Below are 26,431 nucleotides of genomic sequence, written 5' to 3'. Positions count from 1 at the left end.
CGCACCGGACCGCGGCGGACCCCCCGCGGACCCACGTCAGGCGCCTGCGGGCAGGGGCTCACCGCGGCGGCACGTGTGGGGGCGAGGGCGGCAGCCGGGCGGCACGGCACGTAGTGCATCATTCGGCCATGGGGATAGTCGCCGGTCTGGAGAGCTCTGCCGAGTACACGCGCATCATGGTCTGCGACGCGGATTCGGGTGCCGTCGTCAAGCACGGGCATGCGGAGCACCCGGCGGAACGTGACGATCCGCAGTCGTGGCTGATGTCGCTGGGCCGGGCCGCCAGCTCCGGGCAGTTCGCCGACGTCGAGGCCATCGGGGTGGCCGCGCAGCAGCAGGGGCTCATTGCGCTGGACTCCTCGGGCAATCCCGTACGGTCCGCGCTGCTGGGCAACGACAGGCGGATACAGCCCGCGGCCGCCGATCTGGTCGATGCGCTGGGAGGCCGCCACGCGTGGGCCAAGGCCGTCGGAGCCGTACCGGAGGCCGGCCATCCGGTCTCCAAGCTGCGCTGGCTCGCACGCAACGAACCTCAGACGGCCGCCGGTGTCGCCGAGGTGCTCCAGCCGCACGACTGGCTCGTGTGGCAGCTCATGGCGCGGCCTTCGCGGCGTACGACGGACCGCGGTGAGGCGTCCGGGACCGGCTACTGGTCCGCGGCGCTGGAGTCCTACCGGCCCGATCTCGTCGAGCTCGCGCTCGGCCACCAGGTCGCGCTGCCCGAGGTCATCGGCCCCGCCGAGCCCGCCGGGCGCACTCCGGAGGGGCTGCTGATCTCCGCCGGTACGGGCGAGACGATGGCGGCGGCCTTCGGGCTGGGGCTGGACGTGGGGGACGCGGTGATCTCCCTCGGCGCCTCGGGCTCGGTGTTCGCCGTGCACCACGAGGCGCTCGTCGATCCCACCGGCACCATCACCTCGTACGCGGACGCCACCGGAATGCACATGCCGGCGGTGCGCACGCTCAACGCGACGCGTGTGCTGCGCGGCGCCGCGGAGCTGCTCGGCACCGACGTCAAGGGACTCTCGGACCTGGCACAGCGGTCGACACCGGGCGCGTACGGACTCGTCCTGCTGCCCTATCTGGAGGGCGAGCAGACGCCGGATCTGCCGCACACCGCCGGGTCGCTGCACGGTCTGCGGCGCGAGAGCATGAAGCCCGAGCATCTGGCGCGGGCGGCCGTCGAGGGGATGCTGTGCGGGCTCGCCGACGCGCTGGACGTGCTGCGCGCCAGAGGCGTACAGGTACGAAGACTCTTCCTGCTCGGCCCGGCCGCGGGCCTGCCCGCCGTGCAGGATTGTGCGCCCGCCCTCTTCGGCACCCACGTCGTGGTGCCTCTCCCCGCCGACTACACCGCGATCGGCGCCGCTCGGCAGGCGGCCTGGGCCCTCAAGGGCGGCGCACACCCGCCGCAGTGGCCGGCCGCGGAGTGCGAGGTCTTCGAGCCGGGCGACGAGCTGGCCGCAGGGCAGGCGGTACGGCAGCAGTACGTGACCGTTCGCGAGGAGACCCACCCCGGGGCGTTCGGCGTCTGACGGCCGGGGACGGCGGCCCGGGCCCGGCACAGCGAGAACCGGGGCCGGATTCAGCCGGCAGCGATCAGCCCGGTCTTTGCCCGGAGTTGGGGGCGCGCACCGTGGGACCGCCCGAAAATGAAGCCACCCGAAATGGGAATGCGCAGCACTCGACCCACCAGTAGTGTCGGTCGGCGGCTATCGATCTCGATCGATCTTCTTTTCCGCACGGGGGACCTTTGTGCTGATACGTCTGCTCCGCGAGCATCTGCGCCCGTACCGGCGCCCGATCACCGTGCTGGTGCTGCTGCAGCTGGTGCAGACGTCCGCGACGCTCTATCTCCCCACGCTCAACGCCGACATCATCGACAACGGTGTCGTGCTCGGCGACACCGGCTACATCCTCCGCTACGGCGCCGTCATGCTCGGCGTCTCCCTCGCCCAGGTCGTATGCAATATCGGTGCCGTGCTCTTCGCTGCGCGCACCGCCTCGGCCGCCGGCCGTGACATCAGGGCGAGGGTCTTCGACCGCGTGCAGACGTTCTCCTCGCGCGAGGTGGGGCACTTCGGCGCCCCGTCCCTGATCACCCGCACCACCAACGACGTCCAGCAGGTGCAGATGCTGGTGCTGACGACCTTCACGCTGATGGTCTCGGCGCCGATCATGTGCGTCGGCGGCATCGTGCTGGCGCTGGACCAGGACGTGCCGCTCTCGTCGGTGCTGCTCGGCGTCGTGCCGGTGCTGGCGGTGCTGGTCGGCCTGATCGTGCGGCGGATGCGTCCGCTCTTCCGCACCATGCAGGAGCGCCTCGACGGTGTGAACAGGGTGCTGCGTGAGCAGATCGGCGGCATCCGCGTCATCCGGGCCTTCGTCAAGGACGAGTACGAGCAGCGGCGGTTCCACGAGCACAACAGCGGCCTCACGGATGTGCAGCTGCGCGCCGGGCGGCTGATGGCGCTGATGTTCCCGACCGTGATGACGGTCGTGAACGTCTCCAGCGTCGTGGTCGTCTGGTACGGCGCGCACCGCGTCGACAGCGGCGGGATGCAGATCGGGGCGCTCACGGCGTTCCTGGCGTACCTGATGCAGATCGTGATGTCCGTGATGATGGCCACCTTCATGTTCATGATGGTTCCGCGCGCGGAGGTGTGCGCGGACCGCATCACGGAGGTGCTCGACACCTCTTCGAGCGTGGTGCCGCCTGCCGCGCCCGTACGGGCACTGCGCGGCCACGGAGTCCTGGAGCTGCGGGGCGCGGGCTTCCGCTATCCGGGCGCGGAGGCACCCGTGCTGCAGGACGTGGATCTGCTGGCGCTGCCGGGCGAGACGACGGCGGTGATCGGCTCGACGGGCAGTGGCAAGTCGACGCTGCTGAGCCTGCTGCCGCGACTGTTCGACGTGACCGAGGGTGCCGTACTGGTCGGCGGCGAGGACGTACGGACGGTCGATACGCGGCTGCTCGCAAGGACGGTGGGGCTGGTGCCGCAGCATCCGTACCTCTTCTCCGGCACTGTCGCCTCGAATCTGCGCTACGGACGCCCCGACGCCACCGACGAGGAGCTGTGGGAGGCCCTGGAGACCGCGCAGGCGCGGGAGTTCGTCGCGGCGATGGACGGCGGGCTGGAGGCACGGATCGGCCAGGGCGGCAACAACGTCTCCGGTGGTCAGCGTCAACGGCTTGCCATCGCACGGGTGCTGGTGCACCGCCCGGAGATATATCTCTTCGACGACTCCTTCTCCGCTCTCGACTACGCGACGGACGCGGCGCTGCGCACGGCCCTCGCCCACAGGACCGCGGACGCGACGGTCCTCATCGTCGCCCAGCGGGTCTCCACGATCCGCGACGCCGACCGGATCCTCGTACTCGACGAGGGCCGGGTGGCCGGCTCGGGCCGGCACCACGAACTGATGGACGGCAACGACACGTACCGGGAGATCGTGCTCTCCCAGCTGACCGAGGAGGAGGCGGCGTGAGCGGGCACGGCCGGATGCCCGGCGTCGGGGCACCGCCCCGGCGCTCCGACGACTTCCGCGGATCGGCGAAACGCCTGCTCGGTCAGTTCCGCCCCGAACGGGCCGCGCTCAACGGGATGGTGGCGTTCGGCCTGGTCGGCGTGGGCTTCAGCGTGGTCGGGCCGAAGATGCTCGGCGACGCCACCGACCTGATCTTCGCGGGCTTCGTCGGCGAGCGGCTACCGGACGGCGTCAGCCGCGAGCAGGTGCTGGAGCGCATGCGCGCCGAAGGGGACTCCGGCGTCGCCGACATGCTCTCCGGCACGGACTTCACCCCGGGCCAGGGCATCGACTTCGGCGCGCTCGGCCACGTACTGCTGCTGGTGCTCGCGGTGTACGCGGCAGCGGGGCTGATGATGCTGGTGAGCGGGCGGCTGTCGGTGCGGGCGATCAACCGGACCGTCTTCCGGCTGCGGGAGCAGGTGGAGGAGAAGCTCTCACGGCTGCCGCTGTCGTACTTCGACAGGCAGACCCGCGGCGAGGTTCTCAGCCGCGTCACGAACGACATCGACAACATCGGCCAGACCCTGCAGCAGACCATGGGACAGATCGTCAACTCCCTGCTCACGGTGGCCGGTGTGCTGGTGATGATGTTCTGGATCTCACCGCTGCTGGCGCTGGTCGCGATCGTCACGGTGCCGCTGTCCCTGCTGGTGGCCACGCGCCTGGGCAAGCGGGCACAGCCGCAGTTCGTGCGGCAGTGGTCCGACACCGGGAAGCTGAACGCCCACGTCGAGGAGATGTACACCGGGCACACGCTGGTGAAGGTCTTCGGGCGGCAGGAGGAGTCGGCGGCGGCCTTCCGCGAGCACAACGAGGCGCTGTACCACGCCGGTTACAAGGCACAGTTCGTCAGCGGCATCATGCAGCCGGCGATGATGTTCGTCGCGAACCTCAACTACGTGCTGGTCGCGGTCGCCGGCGGTCTGCGGGTCGCCTCGGGCGCGCTGTCGATAGGCGACGTACAGGCGTTCGTGCAGTATTCGCGGCAGTTCAGCCAGCCGCTCAACCAAGTCGCCTCCATGGCGAACATGGTGCAGTCCGGGGTCGCCTCGGCGGAGCGCGTGTTCGAGGTACTCGACGCGGAGGAACAGTCGCCGGACCCGGCACTCCCGGCACGTCCGGCGCAGGTGCGCGGCCGTGTCGAACTGGACCGCGTCTCCTTCCGATACGAGGCGGAGCGCCCCCTCATCGAGGATCTGTCGCTCACGGTCGAGCCGGGCAGCACCGTCGCGATCGTGGGCCCGACGGGTGCGGGCAAGACCACCCTCGTCAATCTGCTGCTGCGCTTCTACGAGGTGCGCGGCGGCCGGATCCTGCTGGACGGCACGGACACCGCCGCGATGAACCGCGAGGACCTGCGCTCCCGCGTGGGCATGGTCCTCCAGGACGCATGGCTCTTCGGCGGCACCATCGCGGAGAACATCGCCTACGGAGCGCAGAGTTCGAGCCGCGAACAGGTCGAGGAGGCGGCGCGCGCGGCACACGCCGACCGCTTCATCCGCACCCTGCCCGAGGGCTACGACACGGTCCTCGACGAGGACGGCACGGGCGTCAGCGCCGGCGAGAAGCAACTGATCACCATCGCACGGGCCTTCCTCTCCGACCCGGTCATCCTCGTACTGGACGAGGCGACCAGTTCGGTCGACACCCGCACCGAAGTGCTCATCCAGCAGGCCATGGCGCGGCTGGCGCACGGCCGTACGAGCTTCGTCATCGCGCACCGGCTCTCCACGATCCGGGACGCGGACGTGATCCTGGTGATGGAGAGCGGGTCGATCGTCGAGCAGGGCTCGCACGGCGAACTGCTGGCGGCGGACGGGGCCTACGCCCGTCTGTACCAGGCGCAGTTCGCCGAAGCGGTCGCCGAAGTCGACTGAGCGGGGCGCCGGGTGGCCGTTCGTCCGTCGGTCGGACGCCCGGCCGCCCCTACGCACGGCTGCCCCTCCGTCCGTCCGTACGTCCGCACGTCCGGAGTCAGTCCAGGTAGCCGCGCAACTGGTCCGCGAAGGCGTGGTCGCGGAGCTTGCTGAGGGTCTTGGACTCGATCTGCCGGATGCGCTCCCGCGTCACGCCGAAGAGCGTGCCGATCTCCTCCAGGGTGCGCGGCCGCCCGTCGTCCAGTCCGTAACGCAGCTGGACGACCTTGCGTTCACGCTCGCCGAGCGTGGAGAGCACCGCCTCCAGATGCTCGCGCAGCAGCAGGAACGCGGCGGACTCCACCGGTGAGGGCGCGTCTCCGTCCTCTATGAGGTCACCGAGGTTGACGTCGTCCTCCTCGCCGACCGGGGCGTGCAGCGACACCGGCTCCTGGGCGAGACGCAGTACCTCGGTGACGCGTTCACCGGTGAGGTCGAGATGCGCTGCGACGTCGTCGGGGGTCGGCTCGCAGCCCCGCTCCTGGAGCAGCCGGCGCTGGACGCGTACGACGCGGTTGATCAGCTCGACGACGTGCACGGGCACGCGGATCGTGCGGGCCTGGTCCGCCAGCGCGCGGGACATCGCCTGCCGGATCCACCAGGTCGCGTACGTGGAGAACTTGTAGCCGCGGGCGTAGTCGAACTTCTCAACCGCCCTGATCAGGCCGAGGTTTCCCTCCTGCACCAGGTCGAGCATGGTCAGACCACGGCCCACGTACCGCTTCGCGACGGAGACCACGAGCCGGAGGTTGGCCTCTATCAGACGGCGCTTGGCGATCCTGCCCATCACGACGAGCTGGTCCAGTTCGTGCGCGAGGCGCCCGTCGGGGTGGGTGGCCGGATCGGTGAGCTTCACCTCCGCGAAGAGCCCCGCCTCGACACGGCATGCGAGCTCGACCTCTTCGGCGGCGGACAGCAGCGGGATGCGGCCGATCTCGCGCAGATACTGCCGGAAGAGATCGGCGGACGTGCCGCTGCCCGGAGCCTCCTGCTTCTCCTGCCTCGCCGGGATGCCGTCTCCGGCCCCGGCATCGGCCTCCGGACGGGCCCGCGGCGGTGCGAGCGGTGCGGCCGCAGCGGGCTGCGGGGCTGACGGGGCGGCGGGCCGGGCAGGCGGAGTGTGAACGGGCGGAGGAGCCGCGGGAGCCGGGGCGGCGGCCGTGGCGGTAACCGTCGGGGCGGCGGCCGGCGCCGCGCTGGTCAGGGTCCGGGTCTGCACGGGGGCGACCTCCAGTGTGCTCGCTGCCGGTTCGGGGGGCGGCGTACATGCTGTTCGGATCCGCGGGGGGTTCTCCGGCAAGTACGGCCGGCACACGCCCCGGTCCGAGGACTCAAGCACCGCACACCAGTGTGGGGTACGACACACTCCGGCCACGAGGGTCGTGCGCCCGGTTTTTGAGATGGGCGGTGACTTTTCGCATACGTACGGCTACGGCCTGGCGGCCGTGCCGCGCAACCGCGCGGCTCCGCGCCGCTGTGCCCGCGACCCGGGCGCGGGAGGACCGGGCAGTGACGCCGGTGGTGTGGTCCTCCCCCGGGCCACCCGGGCCCCCGCGACCCCCGGTCCCCGGCCCAGGCAGTGCCCCCGAATGGGCAGTCGGGCATGCTGCCGGACCCCTCATGGGGCGGGTTTCACACCGTTGCGGCAGGTTTGTTTCCTCCGCAACGGTGGTCAACCACGGTGGGGACAATGGCCGTTGGGGGCACTCCCCCTCGCTGCGCTGGGGGGACCCCCACCCTGGGCGAGGCTCAGGGGACTGCACGTTCGGCTGATCTGCCGGAGACGGCCTAAAGCGCCGCCGCGCCGCGCTCCTGGAGGGAGCGGCCGTACTGAGTGAGCGTCCAGATCTCCTGGCGTACGGCCGCCGAACGCTCGTCGTCGCGCTGGGCCTCCAGGCGGCGGGCGCTGCTTTCGAGGTCGGCGATGCGTGCGTTGACGGCGGCGAGGCGCACGGCGACCAGCTGCATCCCCGCGTACATCTCGTCCGGTTCACGACCGCGGGCGCTGCGCAGCGGCTCGACGACGAGTTCGTGCACGAGGGCCCGCACACTGTCGTCGGGCGCGGCGGAGCGGACCAGGCCGACCAGGTCGTCGCCGGCGCCGGTCACGCCGCCTGCGGCCTCGACGGCCTCACGGACGGCGGCGTAGGGCGGGGCGGTGAACTCGTCCGTGCCGTAGGCGTCGAAGGCCGGGGCGACCAACTCGGGGCGCTGCAGGGCGAGTTTGAGCAGCTCCCGCTCGACCCGGTGTGCCGGGCTGCGCAGGTTGAGGGCGGGCCCGCCGCGTGCCGCCGTCTGCTGCGGCGCCCCCTGCGCGGCTGACGCGCGAGCGGGCGAGGGCCCCTGCCCGGGCGTGCCCCCGCGCGGCGTGCCCGGGCCTCCCGTGCGGCGGCGGGCGAGCTGGCCCAGGCGCCGTACGACGAACTGCGTGTCCAGGATGCCGAGGAGGCCCGCCAGACGCACCGCGTACTCGTGCTGGATGGACGGGTCCTTGATCTGCGCGACGACGGGCGCCGCCTGCTCCAGCGCGGCCGAACGGCCTTCGGCCGTATCGAGGTTGTGCTGCCCGACGATCGAGCGGATGGCAAACTCGAAGAGCGGCGAGCGCCCTTCGACGACCTTCGCCACCGCCTCGTCGCCCTCGGCGATCCGCAGTTCGCAGGGGTCCATGCCCTGGGGTGTGATCGCGATGGACGTACGGGCGGCGAACTTCTGGTCGTCCTCGAAGGCGCGCAGCGCCGCCTTCTGCCCGGCGGCGTCGCCGTCGAAGGTGAAGATGACCTCCGAGCCGGAGTTGTCCATCAGGAGACGGCGGAGGATCTTGATGTGGCCCTCGCCGAAGGACGTGCCGCTGGTGGCGATGGCGGTGGTGACGCCGGCGAGGTGGCAGGCCATGACGTCCGTGTAGCCCTCGACGACGACGGCGCGGTTGCCTTTGGCGATGTCCTTCTTGGCCAGATCGATGCCGTAGAGGACCTGGGACTTGTGGTAGATCGGCGTCTCGGGGGTGTTGAGGTATTTGGGGCCGTTGTCGTCTTCGCGCAGCTTGCGGGCGCCGAATCCGACGACGTCACCCGTGATGTCGCGGATGGGCCACATCAGACGGCCGCGGAACCGGTCGATCGGACGCCCGTTGCGGGCCTCCTGCGCGAGGCCCGAGGCGGTCAGCTCCCGGTCGGAGAAGCCCTTGCCGCGCAGGAAGCGCACGAGGTGGTCCCAGCCAGCCGGGGAGTAGCCGATGCCGAAGTGCTCGGCCGCGGACTGGTCGAAGCCCCGTTCGGTCAGGAAGCGCCGGGCCGTCTCGGCCTCGGCGCTCTGCAGCTGCTCGGCGTAGAACTGCGCGGCCGTCTTGTGCGCATCGACGAGCCGGGTGCGCTCGCCCTGCTGGCTGGAGCGGCCGTATCCGCCCTCCTCGTACCGGAGCGTGATGCCCGCCTGGCCCGCCAGGCGTTCGACGGCCTCGGAGAAGGAGAGGTGGTCGACCCGCATCACGAAGTCGAGGGTGTCCCCACCCTCCTGGCAGCCGAAGCAGTGGAAGACGCCCTTGGCCGGACTGACGTGGAACGAGGGGGACTTCTCGTCGTGAAAGGGGCAGAGGCCCTTGAGATTGCCGCCGCCGGCGTTGCGCAGCTGGAGATACTCGGAGACCACGGTGTCGATGGGGACCGCCCCCCGCACCGCTTTCACGTCCTCGTCGTTGATCCTGCCCGCCACACCGGAATTGTACGGCGGGCCGCCGACACGTCAGCCCGGCCCGGGCGGGGTGCGGAGCCCGCGGCGGGACCGCTGCCTGCCGGGCGCGACGGGCGGCGGCGCCGAGCGTCCGCGTCACGCGGTGGCGCTGTCGCGCCCGCCGCCTCGGGCGCCGCGGCAGGCACCGCATCGCTGTTGCCGCGCCGCGGCAGGCACGGGCGGAGCCGCTGCCGTCCGCCCGCCCGGAAGTCGCCACCGCGGCAGGCGCGGGCGGCACGCGCCGCTCCGGCTCCACCCCGGCGGCGTCGCCTCTCAGCCCTTCCCGGCGCCGTCGTCGCCGTCGCCGAGGTCGCTCAGCGGTACGTCCGGGTCGGCGAGCGTTTCCGGCTCGACGGTGACGCGGGAGCGGATCATGTCCTGGACGGCACCGGTCACGTCCCACACGTTCACGTTGAGCCCTGCCAGTACGCGGTTCTCGCGCAGCCAGAAGGCGATGAACTCGTGCTTGGCGACGTCGCCGCGGCACACCACCTGGTCATAGGTGCCGGGCGGCGCGTAGCCGGAGTACTCCAGGCCCACGTCGTACTGGTCGGAGAAGAAGTAGGGCACCCGGTCGTAGACGACCTCGCGTCCGAGCATCGAACGCGCGGCGGCGGGGCCGCTGTTGAGGGCGTTCGCCCAGTGCTCGACGCGCAGCTGGGCGCCCCACGGGGTGTCCCGCACCGAGGCGACGTCACCGGCCGCGTAGATGTCCGGATCGGAGGTGCGCAGCGCGGAGTCCACGGCGACTCCCCCGCCCGGCCCTGCGGAGAGCTCCAGCCCGGCGGCCTCGGCGAGGGCGGTGCGCGGTGCGGCGCCGATGGCGGCGAGCACGTCGTGGGCCGGGTGTTCTTCTCCGTCGTCGGTCCGTACGGCCTGCACCATGCCGTCCGCTCCGGTGATCTCGCGGAGCCGGGCCCCGAAGTGGAAGCGCACGCCGTGCTCCTGGTGGAGGTCGGCGAAGAGCGTGCCCATCTCGGGGCCGAGCACGGAGTGCAGGGGCGTCGGTTCCGGTTCGACGACGGTGACCTCCGCCCCGTACGCCCGTGCGGCCGCGGCGACTTCGAGCCCGATCCAGCCCGCGCCGGCGATGACGAGGTGTCCGTTCTCCTGCCCGAGTGCCGAGAGCCGGCCGCGCAGCCGGTCGGCGTGCGCGAGGCGCCGCAGGTGGTGCACGGAGGCGAGGGACGTGCCGGGGATGTCGAGGCGGCGCGGTTCGGCGCCGGTGGCGAGCAGGAGCTTGTCGTAGTGGAGGCGGGAACCGTCACCGAGCTGCAGGCTCTTGGCGGGGCGGTCGAGGCGTACGACGGTCTGGCCCAGGTGGAGTTCGATGTCCGCGCCCGCATACCAGGCGGGCTCGTGCACGAACACGCTCTCGCGTTCGTCGGAACCGGCCAGATACCCCTTGGAGAGGGGCGGACGCTCGTAGGGGTGGTCGCGCTCGTCGCCGATCAGGATGACCCGTCCGGTGAAGCCTTCGGCACGCAGGGCCTCTGCGGCTTTCGACCCGGCGAGCCCTCCGCCGACGATGACGAACGTCCGGTGTGCGTCGACCACTTGGTTCCTCCTCGCTGATCTGACCCCCCGACGGGAAACGTCGCCGTTCGAGCCTCCCGCATCGGGCGGGCAGCGGGAAGAGGCCCCGGCGGCCCGTCGGACACAACCGGACACCCGCCAGGGTCTGTCTGACAGATAGCGTCGTACGTCCGTAGGACGGGGGGAGCGGTGTCTGGGGCGTGCGGTCGCAAGGCGGAGGGTGGGGGCACCTCCCGGGCCGGCAGGCCCAGGGGGCGAGAGCGCAGCGGGCTGCGCCGACGACCGACAACGCTGGGGGCACCTCCCACGAAGTGGGGGAGAGTGTGCGTGCCAGGCGCCGCTCCCCAGACGGGATTTGTCAGACAGACCCTAGGGGCGGGTGAGGCGCATGTGGAGCGAGCGTGCCGACACGTCCGTCAGGGCGGCGATCTGGTCGACGACCACCCGCAGCCGTGCCGCGTCGTCCCCGGCCTCCCCGAACAGGGCCCGGAACTGCGGGTCGAGTCCCTCGGGTGCGCGCGAGATCAGCGCGTCCGCCAGCTCGCCGAGCACGACCCGCTGGTCGGCCCGCAGACGTTCCAGCTCGTCACGCTGCATCACATAGCGGTCCGCGACGGCCTTGAGCACCGCGCACTCCAGGCGAACGCCGCGCGGAACGACGAGTTCGGCGGCGTAGCGCGTGAGCCGTCCGGAACCGTACGCGGCTCGCGTGGCGCCCTCGGCCGCGAGGCAGAACCGGCCGATGAGCTGGCTCGCGGCGTCCTTGAGCCGGGCCTGTGCGACGGCGGAGCCGTCGTAGCCGTGCGGCCACCACTCCTGGTCCAGCAGCCGGTCGAGGGCTTCGGCGAGTTCGGCGTGGTCGGTGCCGGGCGCGTAGCGGCGCGCGGCGACGGCGAAGATGTCGCGGCGCTCGGGCTCGGCGAGGAGCAGATTGGGGTCGAGGTGGCCGGCGTGCAGACCGTCCTCGACGTCGTGCACCGAATAGGCCACGTCGTCCGCCCAGTCCATGACCTGCGCCTCGAAGCACGTACGGTCGCCGGGTGCGCCGCGGCGGAACCAGGTGAAGACGGGAAGGTCGTCCTCGTACACGCCGAACTTCGGTGAGGCGGGGTCGGTGGGATGGGAGCCGCGCGTCCAGGGGTACTTGGTGGCGGCGTCGAGGGCTGCGCGCGTGAGGTTGACGCCGACGGGGATCAGGGCGCGGGCGCCGGTGCGTCTGCTGCCCGACCTGGTCCCGTCCGTGTCGTCGGCGGCGGGACCGGGCCGGGGGCCGGGGGGCGGGTACGGGCCAGGGTGCGCGTCCGGGTCCGGGCTCGGGGCCGGGTCCGAGCCCGGGTCCGGCTCGAGAAAGCGCTTCGGCTCCAGCCGGGAGAGCAGCCGCAGCGACTGCGCGTTGCCCTCGAACCCGCCGCAGGGCGCGGCGATCTCGCTCAGTACGCGTTCGCCGTTGTGCCCGAACGGCGGGTGCCCAAGGTCGTGTGCGAGACAGGCCGTCTCCACCAGATCCGGGTCGCAGCCGAGCGCCGCCCCGAGCTCGCGTCCGACCTGTGCGCACTCCAGGGAGTGGGTGAGACGGGTGCGCGGGCTGGCGTCCCACGCCTGCGCGCTGCTGCCCGGCGCGACGACCTGGGTCTTGCCTTCGAGCCGGCGCAGCGCGGCCGAGTGCAGCACACGGGCACGGTCGCGCTGGAAGGCGGTGCGACCCGGCCGCTTGTCGGGCTCGGGCGCCCAGCGCTCGATGTCGGACGGGCCGTAGGGCGCGGGAGCACCGCCGGTGCCGGTGCCGGTCCCGGTGCCGGTCCCGGTGCCGGCGGCCTCCGTGCCGGTGGCCTCTGTGTCGTACGTGCCGTGCATAAGCCGACCGTAGCGGCACCGGTGGCACGCGGGTCCTCCGGCTGCCGCCGTGCGCGTGCTCCTCTGTGCGCGCTGCGCGTGATCTCCGTGCGGGCTTCCCTATGCGTGTACGGGACTCGCCGTGCGCCTTGCCCCGAGGGCCGCCGCCCGTGCCTCGTCGAAGCGGTGCAGCACGAGCCGGGCAAGCGCGGGATGGTCGCCGATGGGTGCCGAGGCGGCCCACGGCGCCTCGGCCGCGCAACGGGAGGCGAAGTGACCGGGGGCGGTGAAGCAGGAGGCGAGGGCGATCCGGCGCCGTCCGGCGTCGCGCAGGGTACGCACGGCCTCGGCCACCGTGGGGCTCGCGGCGGAGGCGTACGCGGGCAGCACGGGCGTGCCGCCGAGCCGTTCGCGCAGGCCGGCCGCGATGCGCCGGGCGCCCTCAGCGGACTCAGGGTCGCGTGAACCGGCGGAAGCCAGCACGACGGCGTCCGGGTCGGCGGTGTCCAAGGCTGCGGCCCCAGGGTCGGCGGCCTCCGGCGCCGCGTCGTCGCGGCGCGCCCGTACCGCCTCCGTCAGCCGCGTGTGCAGGGCCTCGGCGAGCAGCGGATGGGGCCCGAGGGGTTCCGCGACGGTGCCGCGCAGGTGCGGGGCCGCGGCAAGCGCGCGCGGGATGTCGTGCTTCACGTGGTGTCCCCGTCCGAACAGCAGTGGTACGAGCACCACTTCGCTGCCGGCCGGAAGCCCGGCCAGAGTGTGCGCCAGGGCGGGTTCGTCGAGTTCGATGTGGCCGAGCACGGCACGGAGACCGGGTCTGAGCGACCGTACGGACGCGAGCAGCGCGGTGACGGTGCGCAGCGCACCGGGGTCGCGGGAGCCGTGGGCGACCGCGACGAGCACAGGGGCCGCGTGCGGACGTACCGCGGCGAGCTGGGAGTGGAGCTGGGTCGTGACCCGGGTCATCAGCTGCGCCGTGCTGTCGAGACCGTGGAGCGGACCCGGGCGGGGACCGGAGCCGGGACCCGGGGCGGGTCCGGGTCCGGAGCCGTGACCGTGGCCGTGGCCGTGGCCGGGGCCGGATTCGGGTGGGAGCGACGCCGTCATGGAGCGAGGTTGCCGGGCGGTCTTTGCGGCGCTGTTGCGGCGGCCCGCCGGCTTCGTTGCGATGCCCTCACAGCCGCCGCACCTCACCGGCGAGACGGCGGGGCGCTGAGGAGCGGTTGCCGGGGGTGTTACCTGGGCGGCTGCCGCCCGTAACAGGCCTGCCCGACGCTGGCGCCATGCACGTGGAGCCCGTCTCATCCCCTTCCGCCCCTTCCGGAACCGACACGCACTGCCCGTACTGCGCACTGCAGTGCGGCATGACACTGCGCCCCGCGGCGGACGGCGCCGGGCGGACCCGCCTGGAGGTCGCGGAGCGCCCGTCCTTCCCCGTGAACCGGGGGGCGCTGTGCGGCAAGGGCCGCACGGCGGCCGAGGTGCTCGCCCCGCACGCCCGTCTCACACAGCCGCTGGTACGGCGCGCTTCCTCCGGCGAACTGGAGCCCGCCGGCTGGGACGAGGCTCTCGATCTGGTCGCCGCGGCGCTGGCCCGTACGCGGGAGGAGCACGGCGCGGACGCGGCGGGCGTCTTCGGCGGGGGCGGGCTGACGAACGAAAAGGCCTACGCGCTCGGCAAGTTCGCCCGTCTGGTGCTCGGCACCTCACAGATCGACTACAACGGCCGGTTCTGCATGTCCTCGGCCGCCGCGGCCGGTACCAGGGCCTTCGGCGTCGACCGCGGGCTGCCGTTCCCGCTCGCGGACGTCGCCCGTACGGACTGCGTCGTACTCGTCGGCTCGAACCTCGCCGAGACGATGCCGCCCGCGCTGCGCTACCTCACCGAACTGCGCGAGAACGGCGGCAAGTTGATCGTCGTCGATCCGCGCCGCACCCGCACCGCCGAGCAGGCCGACCTCCATCTCGCGCCGCGCCCGGGCACCGATCTGGCGCTCGCGCTGGGCCTGCTGCACCTGATCGTCGCCGAGGGCAGGCTCGACACGGAGTACATCGAGGCCCGCACCAGCGGCTGGCCGGAGGCACGCAGCGCCGCGATGGCGCACTGGCCGGAGCTGGTGGAACGCGTCACCGGGGTCTCCGTGCCCGAACTGCGCCGCGCCGCGGGGCTGTTCTGCGACGCCGAGCACGCAATGGTGCTCACCGCGCGCGGGCCCGAGCAGCACTCGAAGGGCACCGACACCGTCGGCGCCTGGATCAACCTCTGCCTGGCGACGGGCCGTCCGGGCCGCCCGCTGTCCGGCTACGGCGCCCTGACGGGGCAGGGCAACGGCCAGGGTGGACGCGAACACGGCCAGAAGGCCGACCAGTTGCCCGGCTACCGCAGACTCGACGACCCCGCGGCCCGCGAACACGTGGCCGGGGTGTGGGGCGTCGACCCGGCGAGTCTGCCGGGTCCGGGGCGCAGCGCGTACGAACTCCTCGACGCGCTCGGCGGCGACGTGCGCACGCTGGTGCTGGCGGGCTCGAACCCGGTCGTCTCCGCGCCGCGTGCCGCGCACGTCGAACAGCGGCTGCGCGCACTGGACTTCCTCGCCGTCTGCGACGTCGTGCTGTCCGAGTCCGCGCAATTGGCCGACGTCGTGCTGCCGGTGGCGCAGTGGGCCGAGGAGACGGGCACGACTACCAGTCTGGAGGGCCGTGTGCTGCTGCGCCGCAAGGCGGCCGACCCGCCCGAAGGCGTACGTACGGACCTGGAGGTGCTGGAAGCCCTAGCGGCGCGGCTCGGCTGGGAGAAGGGCTTCCCGGCGGCTCCGGAGGAGGTCTTCGACGAGCTGCGGCGCGCCTCCGCGGGCGGTCCCGCGGACTACTCGGGCATCAGCTACGACCGCATCGCCGAGGAGGACGGGGTCTTCTGGCCCTGCCCGGAACGGTCCGGCGGCGAGGCCGAAGCAGGGCACCCCCCGCATCCCGGTACGCCGCGGCTCTTCCTCGACCGCTTCGCCACGCCGGACGGACGCGCCCGCTTCGTACCCGTGATGCACCGTCCGGCCGCCGAGGAGCCGGACGAGGGCTATCCGCTGCTGCTGACCACGGGCCGGGTGCTCTCCCAGTACCAGTCGGGCGCGCAGACGCGGCGCGTCGGCGCGCTCAACGACGCGGCGCCGGGCCCGTTCGTCGAGCTGCACCCGCGGCTCGCCGAGCAGTTGGGCGCCGGGGACGGCGACGCGCTCGCGGTCGTCTCGCGGCGCGGACGCGCGGTGGCGCCGGCGCGGGTGACGCGCGGCATCCGGCCCGACACGGTCTTCATGCCCTTCCACTGGGACGGCGAGGGCCGCGCGAACTCCCTCACCAATCCGGCGCTCGATCCGGTTTCGCGGATGCCGGAGTTCAAGGTCTGCGCGGTACGCGTGGAGCGGGCGGACCCCGGTGCCGCGGCGCCCCCAGCGGCGTAGATCCGCGGCCCCTGCGGCCAGCTACGACCAACTGCGCAACCGCACCCGCCGGTTGACGCGTCGCAACAGTCATGCACGACAGACCCGCCGCGGACCCGGCGCACAACGCCCGTGCCGCCGGCTCCGCCCGCGCGACCCGCAGGAGCCGCGCGACCCGCGCGACCCGCCGCAGACGTGCCGTACAGGCGGCGATGCTGTGCTGCGTGCTCGGTCTGCTGCCTGCGACCTGGCTGCGGCTGTCGACCGGCGACGTACGGGTGGAGGCAGGCGCCGGGGACGCCCCGTCCGCGCCCGTCGCGCTTGTCTTCGGCGCCGGACTGTGGGACGGCGAGCCCTCCCCGTATCTCGCGCACCGGCTGGACGCTGCCGCCGGACTGTACGAACGCGGGAAGGTCAAGGCGGTCCTGGTCTCGGGCGACAACAGCCGCGAGGAGTACGACGAACCGGAGGCCATGCGCGCCTACCTCACCGAGCGGGGCGTCCCGGCTGAGCACATCGCCGCCGACTACGCGGGCTTCGACACCTGGGACTCCTGCACGCGGGCCGCGCGCCTCTTCGGGGTCGGCCGCGCCCTGCTGGTCAGCCAGGACTTCCACATCCGCCGCGCCACGGCGCTGTGCCGGGCCGCCGGCATCGACTCGTACGGCGTCGCCGTGCCGGAGCCGCATGACGCCACCTGGTACGCGGGCGGTCTGCGCGAGATCCCCAGCGCCGCCAAGGCGGCGTTCGAAGCGGGCGTGACACCGGACCCGCAGTTCCTCGGACCGCAAGAGCCGGGCGTGGAACGGGCGTTGGCGGACGCACACCGGGGCGCGGACCGCTAGGGCGTGCAGGCATGCGTCGTCGAAGTCACCCAGCACTTGTCCTGGGGGCATCCCAGACTTCCCCAGCGTTGACATGCAGCCAATGGGCTGCCTATATTTCATGCAGCCGATCGGCTGCGTATTCGAGGATGGAGAGATGGACGAGGTGTTCAAGGCGCTGGCCGACCCCAGTCGCCGGCTGCTGCTCGACAGCCTGAACTCCCGCAACGGGCAGACCCTGCGCGAGCTCTGCGCCGGTCTGCAGATGGCCCGCCAGTCGGTGAGCAAGCATCTGGCGGTGCTGGAGGCGGCCAACCTGGTGACCACTGTGTGGCGTGGCCGGGAGAAGCTGCACCACCTCAACGCCGTGCCCATCAATGCCATCGCGGAGCGCTGGATCAACCAGTACGACCGCGAGCGCGCCCAGGCACTCGCGGATCTGAAGCGAGCATTGGAGCAAGAACCCATGAACAGCACCGAGTTCGTCTACACGACGTACATCAGCACCACGCCTGAACGGCTCTGGCAGGCTCTGACCGACCCGGCTTTCACCCGTCGCTACTGGGAGACCACCTTCGAGACGGACTGGAAAGCGGGATCGACGATGGTCTGGAACGCGCACGGCGGAAGGACCGAGGACCCCGCTCAGGTCGTCCTCGAATCCGAGCCCTTCCGGCGGCTGTCGTACACCTGGCACACCTTCACCCCGGAGTGGGCAGAGGTCGCCGGGGTGGGCGAGGACGTACTCGCCCAAGTGGCCGGTGAGCGGCGGTCGAAGGTGACCTTCGAGATCGAACCACTCGGGAAGCTGGTCAAGTTGACCGTCGTGCACGACGACTTCGAGCCCGGCAGCCCCCTGCTGGAGATGGTCGGCCAGGGCTGGCCGCATCTTCTCTCCGACCTCAAGACCCTGCTTGAGACCGGCGAGACGATGCCCAATCCCGAGCCCGCCGCCGAGGCTTCCTGACCGGCGGCGCCGCGACCGGCTCCGTCCCGCGGGAGAAACTCCGCCGGCACCGATGAGTTGCCGCCGCGCCGGTGGTCTGCCTCTGCACAGGGAAAAACAGCAGAAAGGCGGCAAACCGTGTCCACGAAGATCTTCATCAATCTCCCCGTGAAGGACCTCGCCAAGTCCCGGGACTTCTTCTCCCGGCTCGGCTACTCCTTCGACCCGCAGTTCTCCGACGAGAACGCCGCATGCCTCGTCATCAGCGACGACATCTTCGCCATGCTGCTCACCGAGCCCTTCTTCAAGTCGTTCACGAAGAAGGAGATCGCCGACGCCGGCAGCAGCACGGAGACGATGATCGCGCTGAGCGCCGACAGCAGAGCAGCTGTCGACGAGCTGGCAGACAAGGCTCTGGCCGCGGGCGGGCGGGCCGCGGGCGACCCGCAGGACCACGGCTTCATGTACGGGCGCAGCTTCTACGACCTCGACGAACACCACTGGGAGGTCGTGTGGATGGACCTGGCGGCGATGCAGCAGCAGGGCTGAGGCGCCCCCAGGCCCCCGGGCCCGGCGCCCGCCCCCGGGACGTCAGACCGGCCCGGGGGCCGAGGTCTCCTCCTCGACCCAGGCGAGGTAGCCCTCGCCGCCCCGCACCACGGGGGTCGCGATGATCTCCGGCACGTCGTAGTCGTGTGCCCGGTGCAGATAGGCCTCCAGCGCGTCGTAGCGGGCGCTGCTCGTCTTGAACAGCACCTGCCACTCGGGGTCGTTCTGCACGGCGCCCTCCCACCGGTAGACGGAGGTGACGGGCGCGCTGATCTGCGCGCAGGCGGCCACGCGTTCGCGTACGGCACCGGCCGCCAGCTCGCGCGCCCTCTCCTCGCTGCCGGTCGTCGTCAGCACGGTCAGAATCCTGGCGTCGTCGCTCATGACTCCACCCTTTCACTGCGCCCCTTCACTCCGTACGCCTCCGGCACGCGGCCCGGCTCACGGGAAGGGCAGCGTTCCGGCCAGGACCGTCACCATGACGAGCACGGCGGGGAAGCAGGCGAGGAACATCGCGAAGGTGTACCCCATGATGTCGCGGGCCTTGAGCCCCAGGATCGCCAGTGTGGGCAGCATCCAGAACGGCTGGAGAAGGTTGGCGGACGCCTCACCGAGGTCGTACACGACGACCATCCAGCCCTGGTTGACGTGGAGTTGGTTCGCGGCGTCGATCACGTACGGGGCCTCGATGACCCACTTGCTGCCGCCGCTGGGCACGAAGATGCCGAGCACCGCCGAGTAGACGGCGATGAGCGGCGCGAAGACCACCTCGTTGGAGACGCTCACCAGCCAGCCGGCCACCTGCTTGGAGATGCCGGTGAACGCGATCATCCCGAAGATGCCGCCGTAGAAGGGGAATTGGAGCAGGACCCCGGACGCCGCCGGAGCACCGCGCCGCACCGCGTCGACCATGCGTATCGGACGCCAGTGCAGACACAGCGCCAGCAGCAGCAGAATGAGGTTGACGGTGTTGAGGTCGAGCGCCGCGATGGGGTTCCCCTCTGCCCCGGCGAAGTGACGTACGAGATACCACAGGCCCAGCAGTCCGATCAGGACGGTGAAGACGGGGCTGCTCTCCAGCCAGTCGCCGGGCCGCGAACGCCGCACCTTCGTGGCGCCGTCCTCGACGAGCGGCCGCAGCTCGATGCCCAGGTCCTCCGCGGTCTTCGCCCGCGCGGGCGTCGGTGTGAGGAACCAGGCCATGGTGAGGGCCACGACGAAGACGACGGCGGTCGCGAGCAGGCTCTGCCAGGTGAAGATCGTGTCGGTGAGCGGTATCAGCCCCTCGCCGTCGCGGCCCTCGGCGATGACGTCCTGCACGGGCTTCGGGCTGGAGACGTCGCTGGCCACCTGGAGCGCCGCCGAACCGGAGAGCCCCTGGGCCCACACCGTGCCGAGCCCGAGGAACGCCATGGCGCCGACCGCGCGGTAGTCGACACCGCGTACGACCCGCGCGATCTCCTTGGCGAGGATGGCGGAGAAGACCAGGCTGAACGCCCAGTTGAGATAGGAGCTGACCATCGCCACGCCGGCGGTGAAAGTGATCGCAGCGCGCGGCGACTTGGGTATCAGCGCCATCCTGGCTATCAGCTTCGCGACGGGCGCGGAGACCGCGACCGCGTAGCCACCGATGATGATCATCGCCATCTGCAGGGTGAACTCGATCAGCGACCAGAAGCCCTTCCCCCACGCGTCGACGAGCGTGGTGGGCCGCTCGCCGGTCGAGAGCCCGAGGGCGAAGATCAGGAAGGTGCCGACGAGTACGAACCCGAAGGCGTCCGGAAGCCACTTCTCCGTGAAGGCGGTGAACCGCAGCGCGATGCGCGCCAGCAGCGTCTCCTTCTCCGGCTCCGCGGTCTGGGTGTTGCCGGCCATCGTCCTACCTCGCTCGCTCCCGTCCGGGTCCGTCCCGCGCATCCTGGCGAGCGGAGGACATCAGGGGAACCGTCCGCCTGCGCAACGTTGCAGAAACGGAAGCGATCTGGCCGCGGAGCCCACCCGGCGGCCCGAAGCTATGGCGTGCCTGAACATTGCGGACGCGACACGGCACGTCCGCAACCGCGAACGGCACGTCCGAACGGCACGACGGCACGACAACGCGACGACGCGTCCGATTCGTTCAAGACCCGCGGCGCCGTCCGCGCCTAGCGTGCGTCGCATGACACCACGCTTCGACCTCATCGGCCTCGTCACCGCCGACATGGCGGCCGCCCTGGCCTTCTACCGCCGGCTCGGCCTGGACATCCCCGCCGAAGCCGACAAGGAGCCGCACGTCGAGGCGGCGTTGCCCGGCGGACTGCGGATCGCCTGGGACACCGACGAGACCGTCCGCTCCTTCGATCCCGGCTTCGATCCCGGACCCCGCGGTGCCGGCCGTATCGGCCTCGCCTTCCTCTGCGACTCCCCCGCCGACGTCGACCGCCTGTACGCCGAACTCACCGGCGCCGGATACGAGGGCCACAAGGAGCCCTGGGACGCCTTCTGGGGTCAGCGCTACGCGGTCGTGGCCGACCCGGACGGCAACGGCGTCGACCTCTTCGCAGGGCTTTCCTGAGAAACCAGCCGTGTCAGCGGAACGCCGGCCAGTGCCCTGACCTCGCGCGAGAGATGGGCCTGGTCGGCATACCCGGCGGCCACCGCGACCTCCGCGGGCGGCACGCCGCGAGCGGCCAGCCGCAGCGCCTCCTGCATCCGCAGCACCCTCGCGAGGGTCTTCGGCCCGTAACCGAACGAGTCAAGGCAGCGCCTGCGCAACTGCCGCTCGCTCAGCCCGACCACGGCGGCCACCTCCGCCACGCTCCGGCCGCACGCGAGCAGCTCCGCGACGGTCCCGCTCACCGCCGTCACCGCCGGCGACCGCCCCGCGAGCCGGCCGGCGGCGACGGCCTCCAGGGCCCGCCCCGTCTCCGGTGCGTCCGCGACCCGCTCCTCCAGCATCCGTACGGCACGCTCCGGCCACACCGCGCCGAGCGGCACTCGCTGATCACACAGCTCATGTGCCGGTACGCCGAAGACGAGCGGCCCCGTGCCCGGCGGGAACCGGAGCCCGGTGATACGGGCGCCCGGGCGGCGCGCGAAGACATGGGCCCGCGTATCGGGCCCCGCGACGACCAGCGCGCCGTCCCACATCAGCAGGTCCATGCACCCGTCGGGCAGAACCCGTCCTTCCCCGTCGCCGGACCCGCCGGGCCCCTCGGGCCCGCCGGTGTGCGTCCACACCACGGCTCCGCCCACTCGCGACCGCCACTCCCGGTACATGTCGCCATCATGACCCCGGCCACCGACAACGGACCCCTGCTCGCCGGACGTGCGCCTCACAGTGCACTTCTCACAGAGCCCGCGGCGCCCCGCTGAGGGCACCGTTCCCCCCGGGAAACAGACGCGATCCGGCCGGGTAACAGGCGCAGCGCACTCTCATGGCATGACTTCGGACCAGCGTGTGGTGGTGATCGGCGGCGGTATGGCCGGTGCCCGGCTCGCCCAGCAGCTCGGCGCTGCGGACGCGGGCGCATCCGTGGGCGCCGCCGTCGGCACCGGTGCCGGCGCCGGCGCGGCCGTGGACGTCACCGTGGTCGGCGAGGAGCCGCACGCCCCGTACAACCGGGTGCTGCTGGCGGACGTGCTCGCCGGGCAGTACGCACCGGAGGTCGTCGCGCTCCCCGCCGGCCGGGCCCGGCGGCTGCCCGGTGTGCGGGCCGTGCGCATCGACCGCGCCGAGCGGCGCGTCGTGTGCGACGACGGCAGCGTTCTTCCCTACGACACGCTTGTGCTCGCCACCGGCGCCAACCCCGTACTGCCGCCGCTGCGGGGCCTCTTCACCGCCGGGAGCGACGAACTGCCGGACGGCGTACGGGCGTTCCGCACCATGGACGACTGCCTCGCGCTCCGCGGCGAGGCCCGGCCGGGCGTGCCCGCGGTGGTCGTCGGCGGCGGGCTGCTCGGTGTGTCCGCGGCGCGCGCACTCGCCCGATGCGGCGCGCAGGTCGTGCTCGCGCATCAGGGTGAGCGCCTCATGGAGCGGCAACTCGACGCCGGCTCCGCGGCGTTGCTGCGGCTGCACCTGGAGGAGCTGGGCGTCGAGGTGCACACGGAGTGCCGGGTACGCGGGCTGCGTACAGAGCCGCGCGACCCGGACGGCACCGGCGCGCGCACCCGTACCCGCACCGGCAGCGCCGCGAGCACCGGCACCGGCGGCCGCACAGGACGCGCCCTCCGTTCCCTCCGCGCCGTCGAACTCGCCGACGGTTACGCCCTCGACGCCCGGCTCGCCGTTCTCGCGTGCGGCGTACGCCCCCGCACCGGGCTCGCCGAGGCCGCCGGTCTCCAGGTCTCGCGCGGGGTCGTCGTCGACGACCGGCTGCGCACCAGCGACCCGCACGTGTACGCGATCGGCGACTGCGCCGAGCACGACGGCGTCCTCTACGGGCTGGCGGGCCCTGCGCAGGATCAGGCCGACGCCCTGGCCCGCGTCATCACCGGGGACGCGCGGTCCCCGTACTACCGGGGCTCCCGCACCCTGACGCGCCTCACCCTCGCCGGGAACGCCCCGTACACCGGCACATCCGGACACCCCCTGGACCTCGCCGCGTTCGGCGACCCGCTCCCCCGCGAGGACGACGACGTCGTCCACCTCACCGACGCCACCCGCGGCGTGTACCGGAAGGTCGTCGTACGCGACGACCGGCTCGTCGGCGGCATCCTCCTCGGCGACCTGACCACGGTCGGCGCACTCGCCCGCACCTGGGAGGACGACGAGGCGCTGCCGCCGGAGCCGCTGCTCCACCTGCTCACCCACGACGGAGAGGCCCCCCGATGACACCCCCGACGACGCCGTCGCCCACGACGCCGGCCGGGACGCCGGCCACGACGCCGACGATCGTGCTGGTCGGCCACGGAATGGTCGGCCAGCGCTTTCTGGAGGCACTGGCGGCCCGCGGCACGACCGCCGCCGCGCGGGTCGTCGTGCTGTGCGAGGAGCCGCGGCCCGCGTACGACCGCGTCCGCCTCACCTCGTACTTCTCCGGCACGGCGCCCGGTCAACTCGCCCTGTGCGACGACGAGTTCATCTCCTCGCACGGGATCGAGCTGCACCTCGGCGATCCCGCCGCCGCGATCGACCGCGACAGGCGTACGGTCACCTCCCGTTCGGGCCTGACGATCCGCTACGACGCCCTCGTCCTCGCCACCGGCTCCTACCCCTTCGTGCCGCCCGTGCCCGGCAGCGGCAGCACGGGGTGCTTCGTCTACCGCACCATCGACGACCTGCTCGCCATCGAGTCGTACGCGCGGACCTCGGCGGACACGGGCGTGGTCGTCGGCGGCGGGCTGCTGGGGCTGGAGGCCGCGGGCGCGCTGCGCGGGCTCGGACTGCGCACGCACATCGTCGAGTTCAGCGAACGGCTCATGGCTCTCCAGGTGGACGCGGGCGGCGGCTCGGCGCTGCGCCGCACTCTCGAAGGGATGGAGCTGGAGGTCCACACGGGAGTGGCGGGCGAGCGGATCGTCACGGACGAGACCGGTGCCGTGTCGGCCATGACGCTCTCTGACGGCTCCCAACTCCCCGCCGGAATGGTCGTGTTCGCCGCCGGCATACGCCCCCGTGACCAGCTTGCACGCGACGCCGGTCTCGGCACGGGCGAACGCGGCGGCGTCGTCGTCGACGAGCACTGCCGCACAGCCGACCCGTGCGTGTACGCCATCGGCGAGTGCGCCGAGACGGCCGACGGGAAGGTCTACGGACTGGTGGCGCCCGGCTACGACATGGCGGAGACCGCCGCCGACGCGGTCGCCGCCCGGCTCGCACCGCCTTCGGCGGCAGTGCCCGCCGCCGGCTCCCCGGCCGCCGCGCCGCCGCAGGAAGCGCCCACCGAGGGCGCGGAGCTGCGCACCTTCACAGGTGCCGACACCTCCACCAAGCTCAAGCTCCTCGGCGTCGACGTGGCCTCGTTCGGCGACGCGCACGGCACCGCCGAGGGCAGCCTGGACGTCGTCTACTCCGACTCCCGCGCGGGCGTCTACAAGAAGCTGGTGGTCTCCCCCGAGGGAACCCTGCTCGGCGGCGTCCTCGTGGGCGACGCCGAGTCGTACGGCACGCTGCGCGCGCTCACCGGCTCCGTGCCGCCCGTACCGCCGGAGTCGCTGGTGCTCCCGGCCGGCTCGGGAGCCCCGGCGGCGCTCGGCCCCGCCGCCCTGCCCGACGACGCGGTCGTCTGCAACTGTCACCACATCGACAAAGGCACCATCCGTGCCGCCGTCTCCGAACACGGCTGCAGGGACGCGCCGTCGGTGAAGAAGTGCACCAAGGCCGGTACGGGCTGCGGCAGTTGCCTGAAGGTGCTCGGGCAGATCGTGGACGCCGAGCTGGAGGCGAACGGCGTCACTGTCGATGCCGGCCTGTGCGGCTGCTTCGCCTACACGCGCGCCGAGTTGTACGAGATCGTGCGCACCCTGCGGCTGACGACGTTCGCCGAACTCCTGGACTCGCACGGCCGCGAGGACGCCCGACAGGGCGACGGCTGCGAGGTGTGCAAGCCGGCCGTGGCCTCGGTCATCGCCTCGCTCGCACCGTCCATCGGCGCCGGAGGCCACGTACTGGACGGCGAACAGGCCGCGCTGCAGGACACCAACGACCACTTCCTCGCCAACCTCCAGCGCAACGGCTCGTATTCGGTCGTACCGCGCGTCCCCGGCGGTGAGATCACACCGGAGAAGCTGATCGTCGTGGGCGAGGTCGCACGGGACTTCGGCCTCTACACGAAGATCACGGGCGGTCAGCGCATCGACATGTTCGGCGCGCGCGTCGATCAGCTTCCGGCTATCTGGGCCCGCCTGGTCGACGCCGGATTCGAGTCGGGTCACGCGTACGGAAAGGCGTTGCGCACCGTCAAGTCCTGTGTGGGCAGCACCTGGTGCCGCTACGGCGTGCAGGACAGCGTGCGCATGGCCATCGACCTGGAACTGCGCTACCGCGGTCTGCGCTCGCCGCACAAACTCAAGTCGGCGGTGTCGGGGTGTGCCCGCGAGTGCGCGGAGGCGATCGGCAAGGACTTCGGGGTGATCGCCACCTCGTCCGGCTGGAACCTGTACGTCGGCGGGAACGGCGGTGCGACGCCGCGCCACGCCGACCTGCTCGCGCAGGACCTCAGCGATGCCGAACTGGTGCGCCTCACCGACCGGTTCCTGATGTTCTACATCCGCACCGCCGACCGGCTGGAGCGCACCTCGGCCTGGCTGGAGCGGATCGAGGGCGGGCTGGAACATGTGAGGGACGTCGTCGTGCACGACTCCCTCGGCCTGTGCGACGAGTTGGAGGCTCTCATGGCCGACCACGTCGCGCACTACCGCGACGAATGGTCCGCGACCCTGGCCGATCCCGAGAAGCTCACCCGCTTCGTCTCCTTCGTCAACGCGCCGGACGTCCCCGACCCGACGGTGCGGTTCGTCGAGGAACGCGAGCAGATCAAACCGGACTTGACGCTGCTGTCGGGCCCGGACATCCCTGTACGCAGCGCGGAACCCACGGAACGCACGGAACGCACACCGGAACTCGAAGGGACGGCCACCCGATGACCATCACGACGACGGCAGTCAGGCGGGAATCCGGGGAGGAGACCTCCAGGGCCTCCGAGACCTCCGAGGCCTCCACCTCTGCAGCCTCCGCCGCTGCCACGACTGCCGCCGGGACCGCCGTCCCCCACGTCGAAGTACGCGACGAGCAGGGCTGGTTCACGGTGTGCACTCTGGAGGACCTCACCCCGGGGCGGGGCGTGGCGGCGCTGCTGCGGGACGGTTCGCAGGCCGCCGTCTTCCTGGACCGCGCGGGCCGTACGTACGTCATCGGCAACCGGGACCCGTTCACGGGCGCCTACGTCCTCTCCCGCGGCCTGCTCGGCTCCGCGCCGGAGGCCACCGGCGAGGCCGAGGAGGACGCCGGGCGCGGCGGCGCGGACGCCGACGCGAACCGCGTCGCAAGCGCGGCCTTCGTGGCCTCGCCCCTACTGAAGCAGCGCTTCGACCTGCGTACCGGCCGCTGCCTGGACGACGACGGGGTGCACGTTCCGGTCTTCCGCTCCCGCACTCGCTGACGCGCGGCAGGCGCGCGCTTTCACCGACGTAGCCGGCCGTAGGCCGCGG

19 protein-coding genes are annotated in these 26,431 nt (G+C 72.1%); 11 read left to right on the top strand and 8 right to left on the bottom strand.

Annotated elements, in window-relative coordinates; all coding sequences use genetic code 11:
- Positions 1-128 precede the first annotated feature (128 nt).
- The 3 genes from ACSMXX_RS23540 to ACSMXX_RS23530 all read left to right on the top strand — a co-directional run bounded on the left by ACSMXX_RS23540 (position 129) and on the right by ACSMXX_RS23530 (position 5,408).
- Complete coding sequence (locus ACSMXX_RS23540) at positions 129-1,535, top strand: FGGY family carbohydrate kinase (protein WP_473180683.1); 1,407 nt, start codon at positions 129-131, stop codon at positions 1,533-1,535.
- A gap of 220 nt (positions 1,536-1,755) precedes the next feature.
- Complete coding sequence (locus tag ACSMXX_RS23535) at positions 1,756-3,489, top strand: ABC transporter ATP-binding protein (protein WP_473180682.1); 1,734 nt, start codon at positions 1,756-1,758, stop codon at positions 3,487-3,489.
- Positions 3,490-3,503: 14 nt separating this feature from the next.
- A complete protein-coding gene (locus ACSMXX_RS23530) occupies positions 3,504-5,408 on the top strand; it encodes an ABC transporter ATP-binding protein (protein ID WP_473184928.1) in 1,905 nt (634 codons plus the stop codon).
- Between the two features lie 97 nt (positions 5,409-5,505).
- Here the strand turns inward: ACSMXX_RS23530 and ACSMXX_RS23525 are convergent, their stop codons facing one another.
- From ACSMXX_RS23525 to ACSMXX_RS23505, 5 genes are all read right to left on the bottom strand, one after another.
- A complete protein-coding gene (locus ACSMXX_RS23525; protein WP_473180681.1) occupies positions 5,506-6,813 on the bottom strand; it encodes an RNA polymerase sigma factor in 1,308 nt (435 codons plus the stop codon).
- 422 nt (positions 6,814-7,235) lie between these two features.
- Positions 7,236-9,161, bottom strand: a complete 1,926-nt coding sequence (dnaG, locus tag ACSMXX_RS23520) for a DNA primase (RefSeq protein ID WP_473180680.1) — start codon at positions 9,159-9,161, stop codon at positions 7,236-7,238.
- Positions 9,162-9,452: 291 nt separating this feature from the next.
- Positions 9,453-10,736 (bottom strand): NAD(P)/FAD-dependent oxidoreductase, encoded by a 1,284-nt coding sequence (locus ACSMXX_RS23515; RefSeq protein ID WP_473180679.1) that lies wholly within the window; start codon positions 10,734-10,736, stop codon positions 9,453-9,455.
- 348 nt (positions 10,737-11,084) lie between these two features.
- Entirely contained in the window at positions 11,085-12,569 is a 1,485-nt protein-coding gene (locus ACSMXX_RS23510; RefSeq protein WP_473180678.1) for a deoxyguanosinetriphosphate triphosphohydrolase family protein, read from the bottom strand.
- 99 nt (positions 12,570-12,668) lie between these two features.
- Complete coding sequence (locus ACSMXX_RS23505; RefSeq protein WP_473184927.1) at positions 12,669-13,511, bottom strand: sirohydrochlorin chelatase; 843 nt, start codon at positions 13,509-13,511, stop codon at positions 12,669-12,671.
- Positions 13,512-13,828: 317 nt separating this feature from the next.
- Between ACSMXX_RS23505 and ACSMXX_RS23500 the strand changes: the two genes are divergently transcribed.
- The 4 genes from ACSMXX_RS23500 to ACSMXX_RS23485 all read left to right on the top strand — a co-directional run bounded on the left by ACSMXX_RS23500 (position 13,829) and on the right by ACSMXX_RS23485 (position 18,298).
- Positions 13,829-16,000 carry a molybdopterin oxidoreductase family protein gene (locus ACSMXX_RS23500; RefSeq protein WP_473180677.1) on the top strand — a complete coding sequence of 724 codons (2,172 nt, stop codon included), beginning with the start codon at positions 13,829-13,831 and terminating at the stop codon, positions 15,998-16,000.
- A gap of 71 nt (positions 16,001-16,071) precedes the next feature.
- A complete protein-coding gene (locus ACSMXX_RS23495; protein ID WP_473180676.1) occupies positions 16,072-16,824 on the top strand; it encodes a SanA/YdcF family protein in 753 nt (250 codons plus the stop codon).
- Positions 16,825-16,960: 136 nt separating this feature from the next.
- Entirely contained in the window at positions 16,961-17,770 is an 810-nt protein-coding gene (locus tag ACSMXX_RS23490; protein WP_473180675.1) for an ArsR/SmtB family transcription factor, read from the top strand.
- Between the two features lie 117 nt (positions 17,771-17,887).
- Entirely contained in the window at positions 17,888-18,298 is a 411-nt protein-coding gene (locus tag ACSMXX_RS23485; protein WP_473180674.1) for a VOC family protein, read from the top strand.
- Between the two features lie 42 nt (positions 18,299-18,340).
- Here the strand turns inward: ACSMXX_RS23485 and cutA are convergent, their stop codons facing one another.
- Entirely contained in the window at positions 18,341-18,682 is a 342-nt protein-coding gene (gene cutA, locus ACSMXX_RS23480; RefSeq protein WP_473180673.1) for a divalent-cation tolerance protein CutA, read from the bottom strand.
- Between the two features lie 57 nt (positions 18,683-18,739).
- Positions 18,740-20,173, bottom strand: a complete 1,434-nt coding sequence (locus tag ACSMXX_RS23475; RefSeq protein ID WP_473180672.1) for a short-chain fatty acid transporter — start codon at positions 20,171-20,173, stop codon at positions 18,740-18,742.
- 283 nt (positions 20,174-20,456) lie between these two features.
- On the opposite strand from ACSMXX_RS23475, the gene ACSMXX_RS23470 reads away from it, so the two are divergent.
- Positions 20,457-20,852: a VOC family protein gene (locus ACSMXX_RS23470; RefSeq protein ID WP_473180671.1), complete on the top strand. Its 396-nt coding sequence runs from the start codon at positions 20,457-20,459 to the stop codon at positions 20,850-20,852.
- On the opposite strand, the gene ACSMXX_RS23465 is transcribed toward ACSMXX_RS23470, so the two are convergent.
- Positions 20,792-21,556, bottom strand: coding sequence for a helix-turn-helix transcriptional regulator (locus ACSMXX_RS23465; RefSeq protein WP_473180670.1), 765 nt, complete (start codon positions 21,554-21,556; stop codon positions 20,792-20,794). The two genes, ACSMXX_RS23470 and ACSMXX_RS23465, sit on opposite strands and share 61 nt — an antisense overlap.
- Positions 21,557-21,719: 163 nt before the next feature.
- On the opposite strand from ACSMXX_RS23465, the gene ACSMXX_RS23460 reads away from it, so the two are divergent.
- From ACSMXX_RS23460 to ACSMXX_RS23450, 3 genes are read left to right on the top strand one after another with little or no spacing between them, the layout of a single operon-like run.
- Positions 21,720-23,114, top strand: coding sequence for an NAD(P)/FAD-dependent oxidoreductase (locus tag ACSMXX_RS23460; protein ID WP_473180669.1), 1,395 nt, complete (start codon positions 21,720-21,722; stop codon positions 23,112-23,114).
- Positions 23,111-25,867 carry a nitrite reductase large subunit NirB gene (nirB, locus tag ACSMXX_RS23455; RefSeq protein ID WP_473180668.1) on the top strand — a complete coding sequence of 919 codons (2,757 nt, stop codon included), beginning with the start codon at positions 23,111-23,113 and terminating at the stop codon, positions 25,865-25,867. The genes ACSMXX_RS23460 and nirB overlap by 4 nt, the downstream gene beginning before the upstream one ends.
- Complete coding sequence (locus ACSMXX_RS23450; protein ID WP_473180667.1) at positions 25,864-26,382, top strand: nitrite reductase (NAD(P)H) small subunit; 519 nt, start codon at positions 25,864-25,866, stop codon at positions 26,380-26,382. The genes nirB and ACSMXX_RS23450 overlap by 4 nt, the downstream gene beginning before the upstream one ends.
- The last annotated feature ends 49 nt before the right edge of the window (positions 26,383-26,431 follow it).

The sequence above is a fragment of the Streptomyces sp. DSM 116795 genome (assembly GCF_055792905.1).
The sequence above is the reverse complement of the archived record's forward strand: the minus strand, read 5'-3'. Positions and strand labels throughout refer to the sequence as shown.

Coding starts and splice junctions, on each gene's coding strand:
- ACSMXX_RS23500 (WP_473180677.1), top strand. CDS start 13,829: ATGCACGTGGAGCCCGTCTCATCCCCTTCCGCCCCTTCCGGAACCGAC.
- ACSMXX_RS23450 (WP_473180667.1), top strand. CDS start 25,864: ATGACCATCACGACGACGGCAGTCAGGCGGGAATCCGGGGAGGAGACC.
- ACSMXX_RS23465 (WP_473180670.1), bottom strand. CDS start 21,556: ATGTACCGGGAGTGGCGGTCGCGAGTGGGCGGAGCCGTGGTGTGGACG.
- ACSMXX_RS23510 (WP_473180678.1), bottom strand. CDS start 12,569: ATGCACGGCACGTACGACACAGAGGCCACCGGCACGGAGGCCGCCGGC.
- cutA (WP_473180673.1), bottom strand. CDS start 18,682: ATGAGCGACGACGCCAGGATTCTGACCGTGCTGACGACGACCGGCAGC.
- ACSMXX_RS23505 (WP_473184927.1), bottom strand. CDS start 13,511: ATGACCCGGGTCACGACCCAGCTCCACTCCCAGCTCGCCGCGGTACGT.
- nirB (WP_473180668.1), top strand. CDS start 23,111: ATGACACCCCCGACGACGCCGTCGCCCACGACGCCGGCCGGGACGCCG.
- ACSMXX_RS23460 (WP_473180669.1), top strand. CDS start 21,720: ATGACTTCGGACCAGCGTGTGGTGGTGATCGGCGGCGGTATGGCCGGT.
- ACSMXX_RS23530 (WP_473184928.1), top strand. CDS start 3,504: ATGCCCGGCGTCGGGGCACCGCCCCGGCGCTCCGACGACTTCCGCGGA.
- ACSMXX_RS23475 (WP_473180672.1), bottom strand. CDS start 20,173: ATGGCCGGCAACACCCAGACCGCGGAGCCGGAGAAGGAGACGCTGCTG.
- ACSMXX_RS23490 (WP_473180675.1), top strand. CDS start 16,961: ATGGACGAGGTGTTCAAGGCGCTGGCCGACCCCAGTCGCCGGCTGCTG.
- ACSMXX_RS23540 (WP_473180683.1), top strand. CDS start 129: ATGGGGATAGTCGCCGGTCTGGAGAGCTCTGCCGAGTACACGCGCATC.
- ACSMXX_RS23495 (WP_473180676.1), top strand. CDS start 16,072: ATGCACGACAGACCCGCCGCGGACCCGGCGCACAACGCCCGTGCCGCC.
- ACSMXX_RS23470 (WP_473180671.1), top strand. CDS start 20,457: ATGACACCACGCTTCGACCTCATCGGCCTCGTCACCGCCGACATGGCG.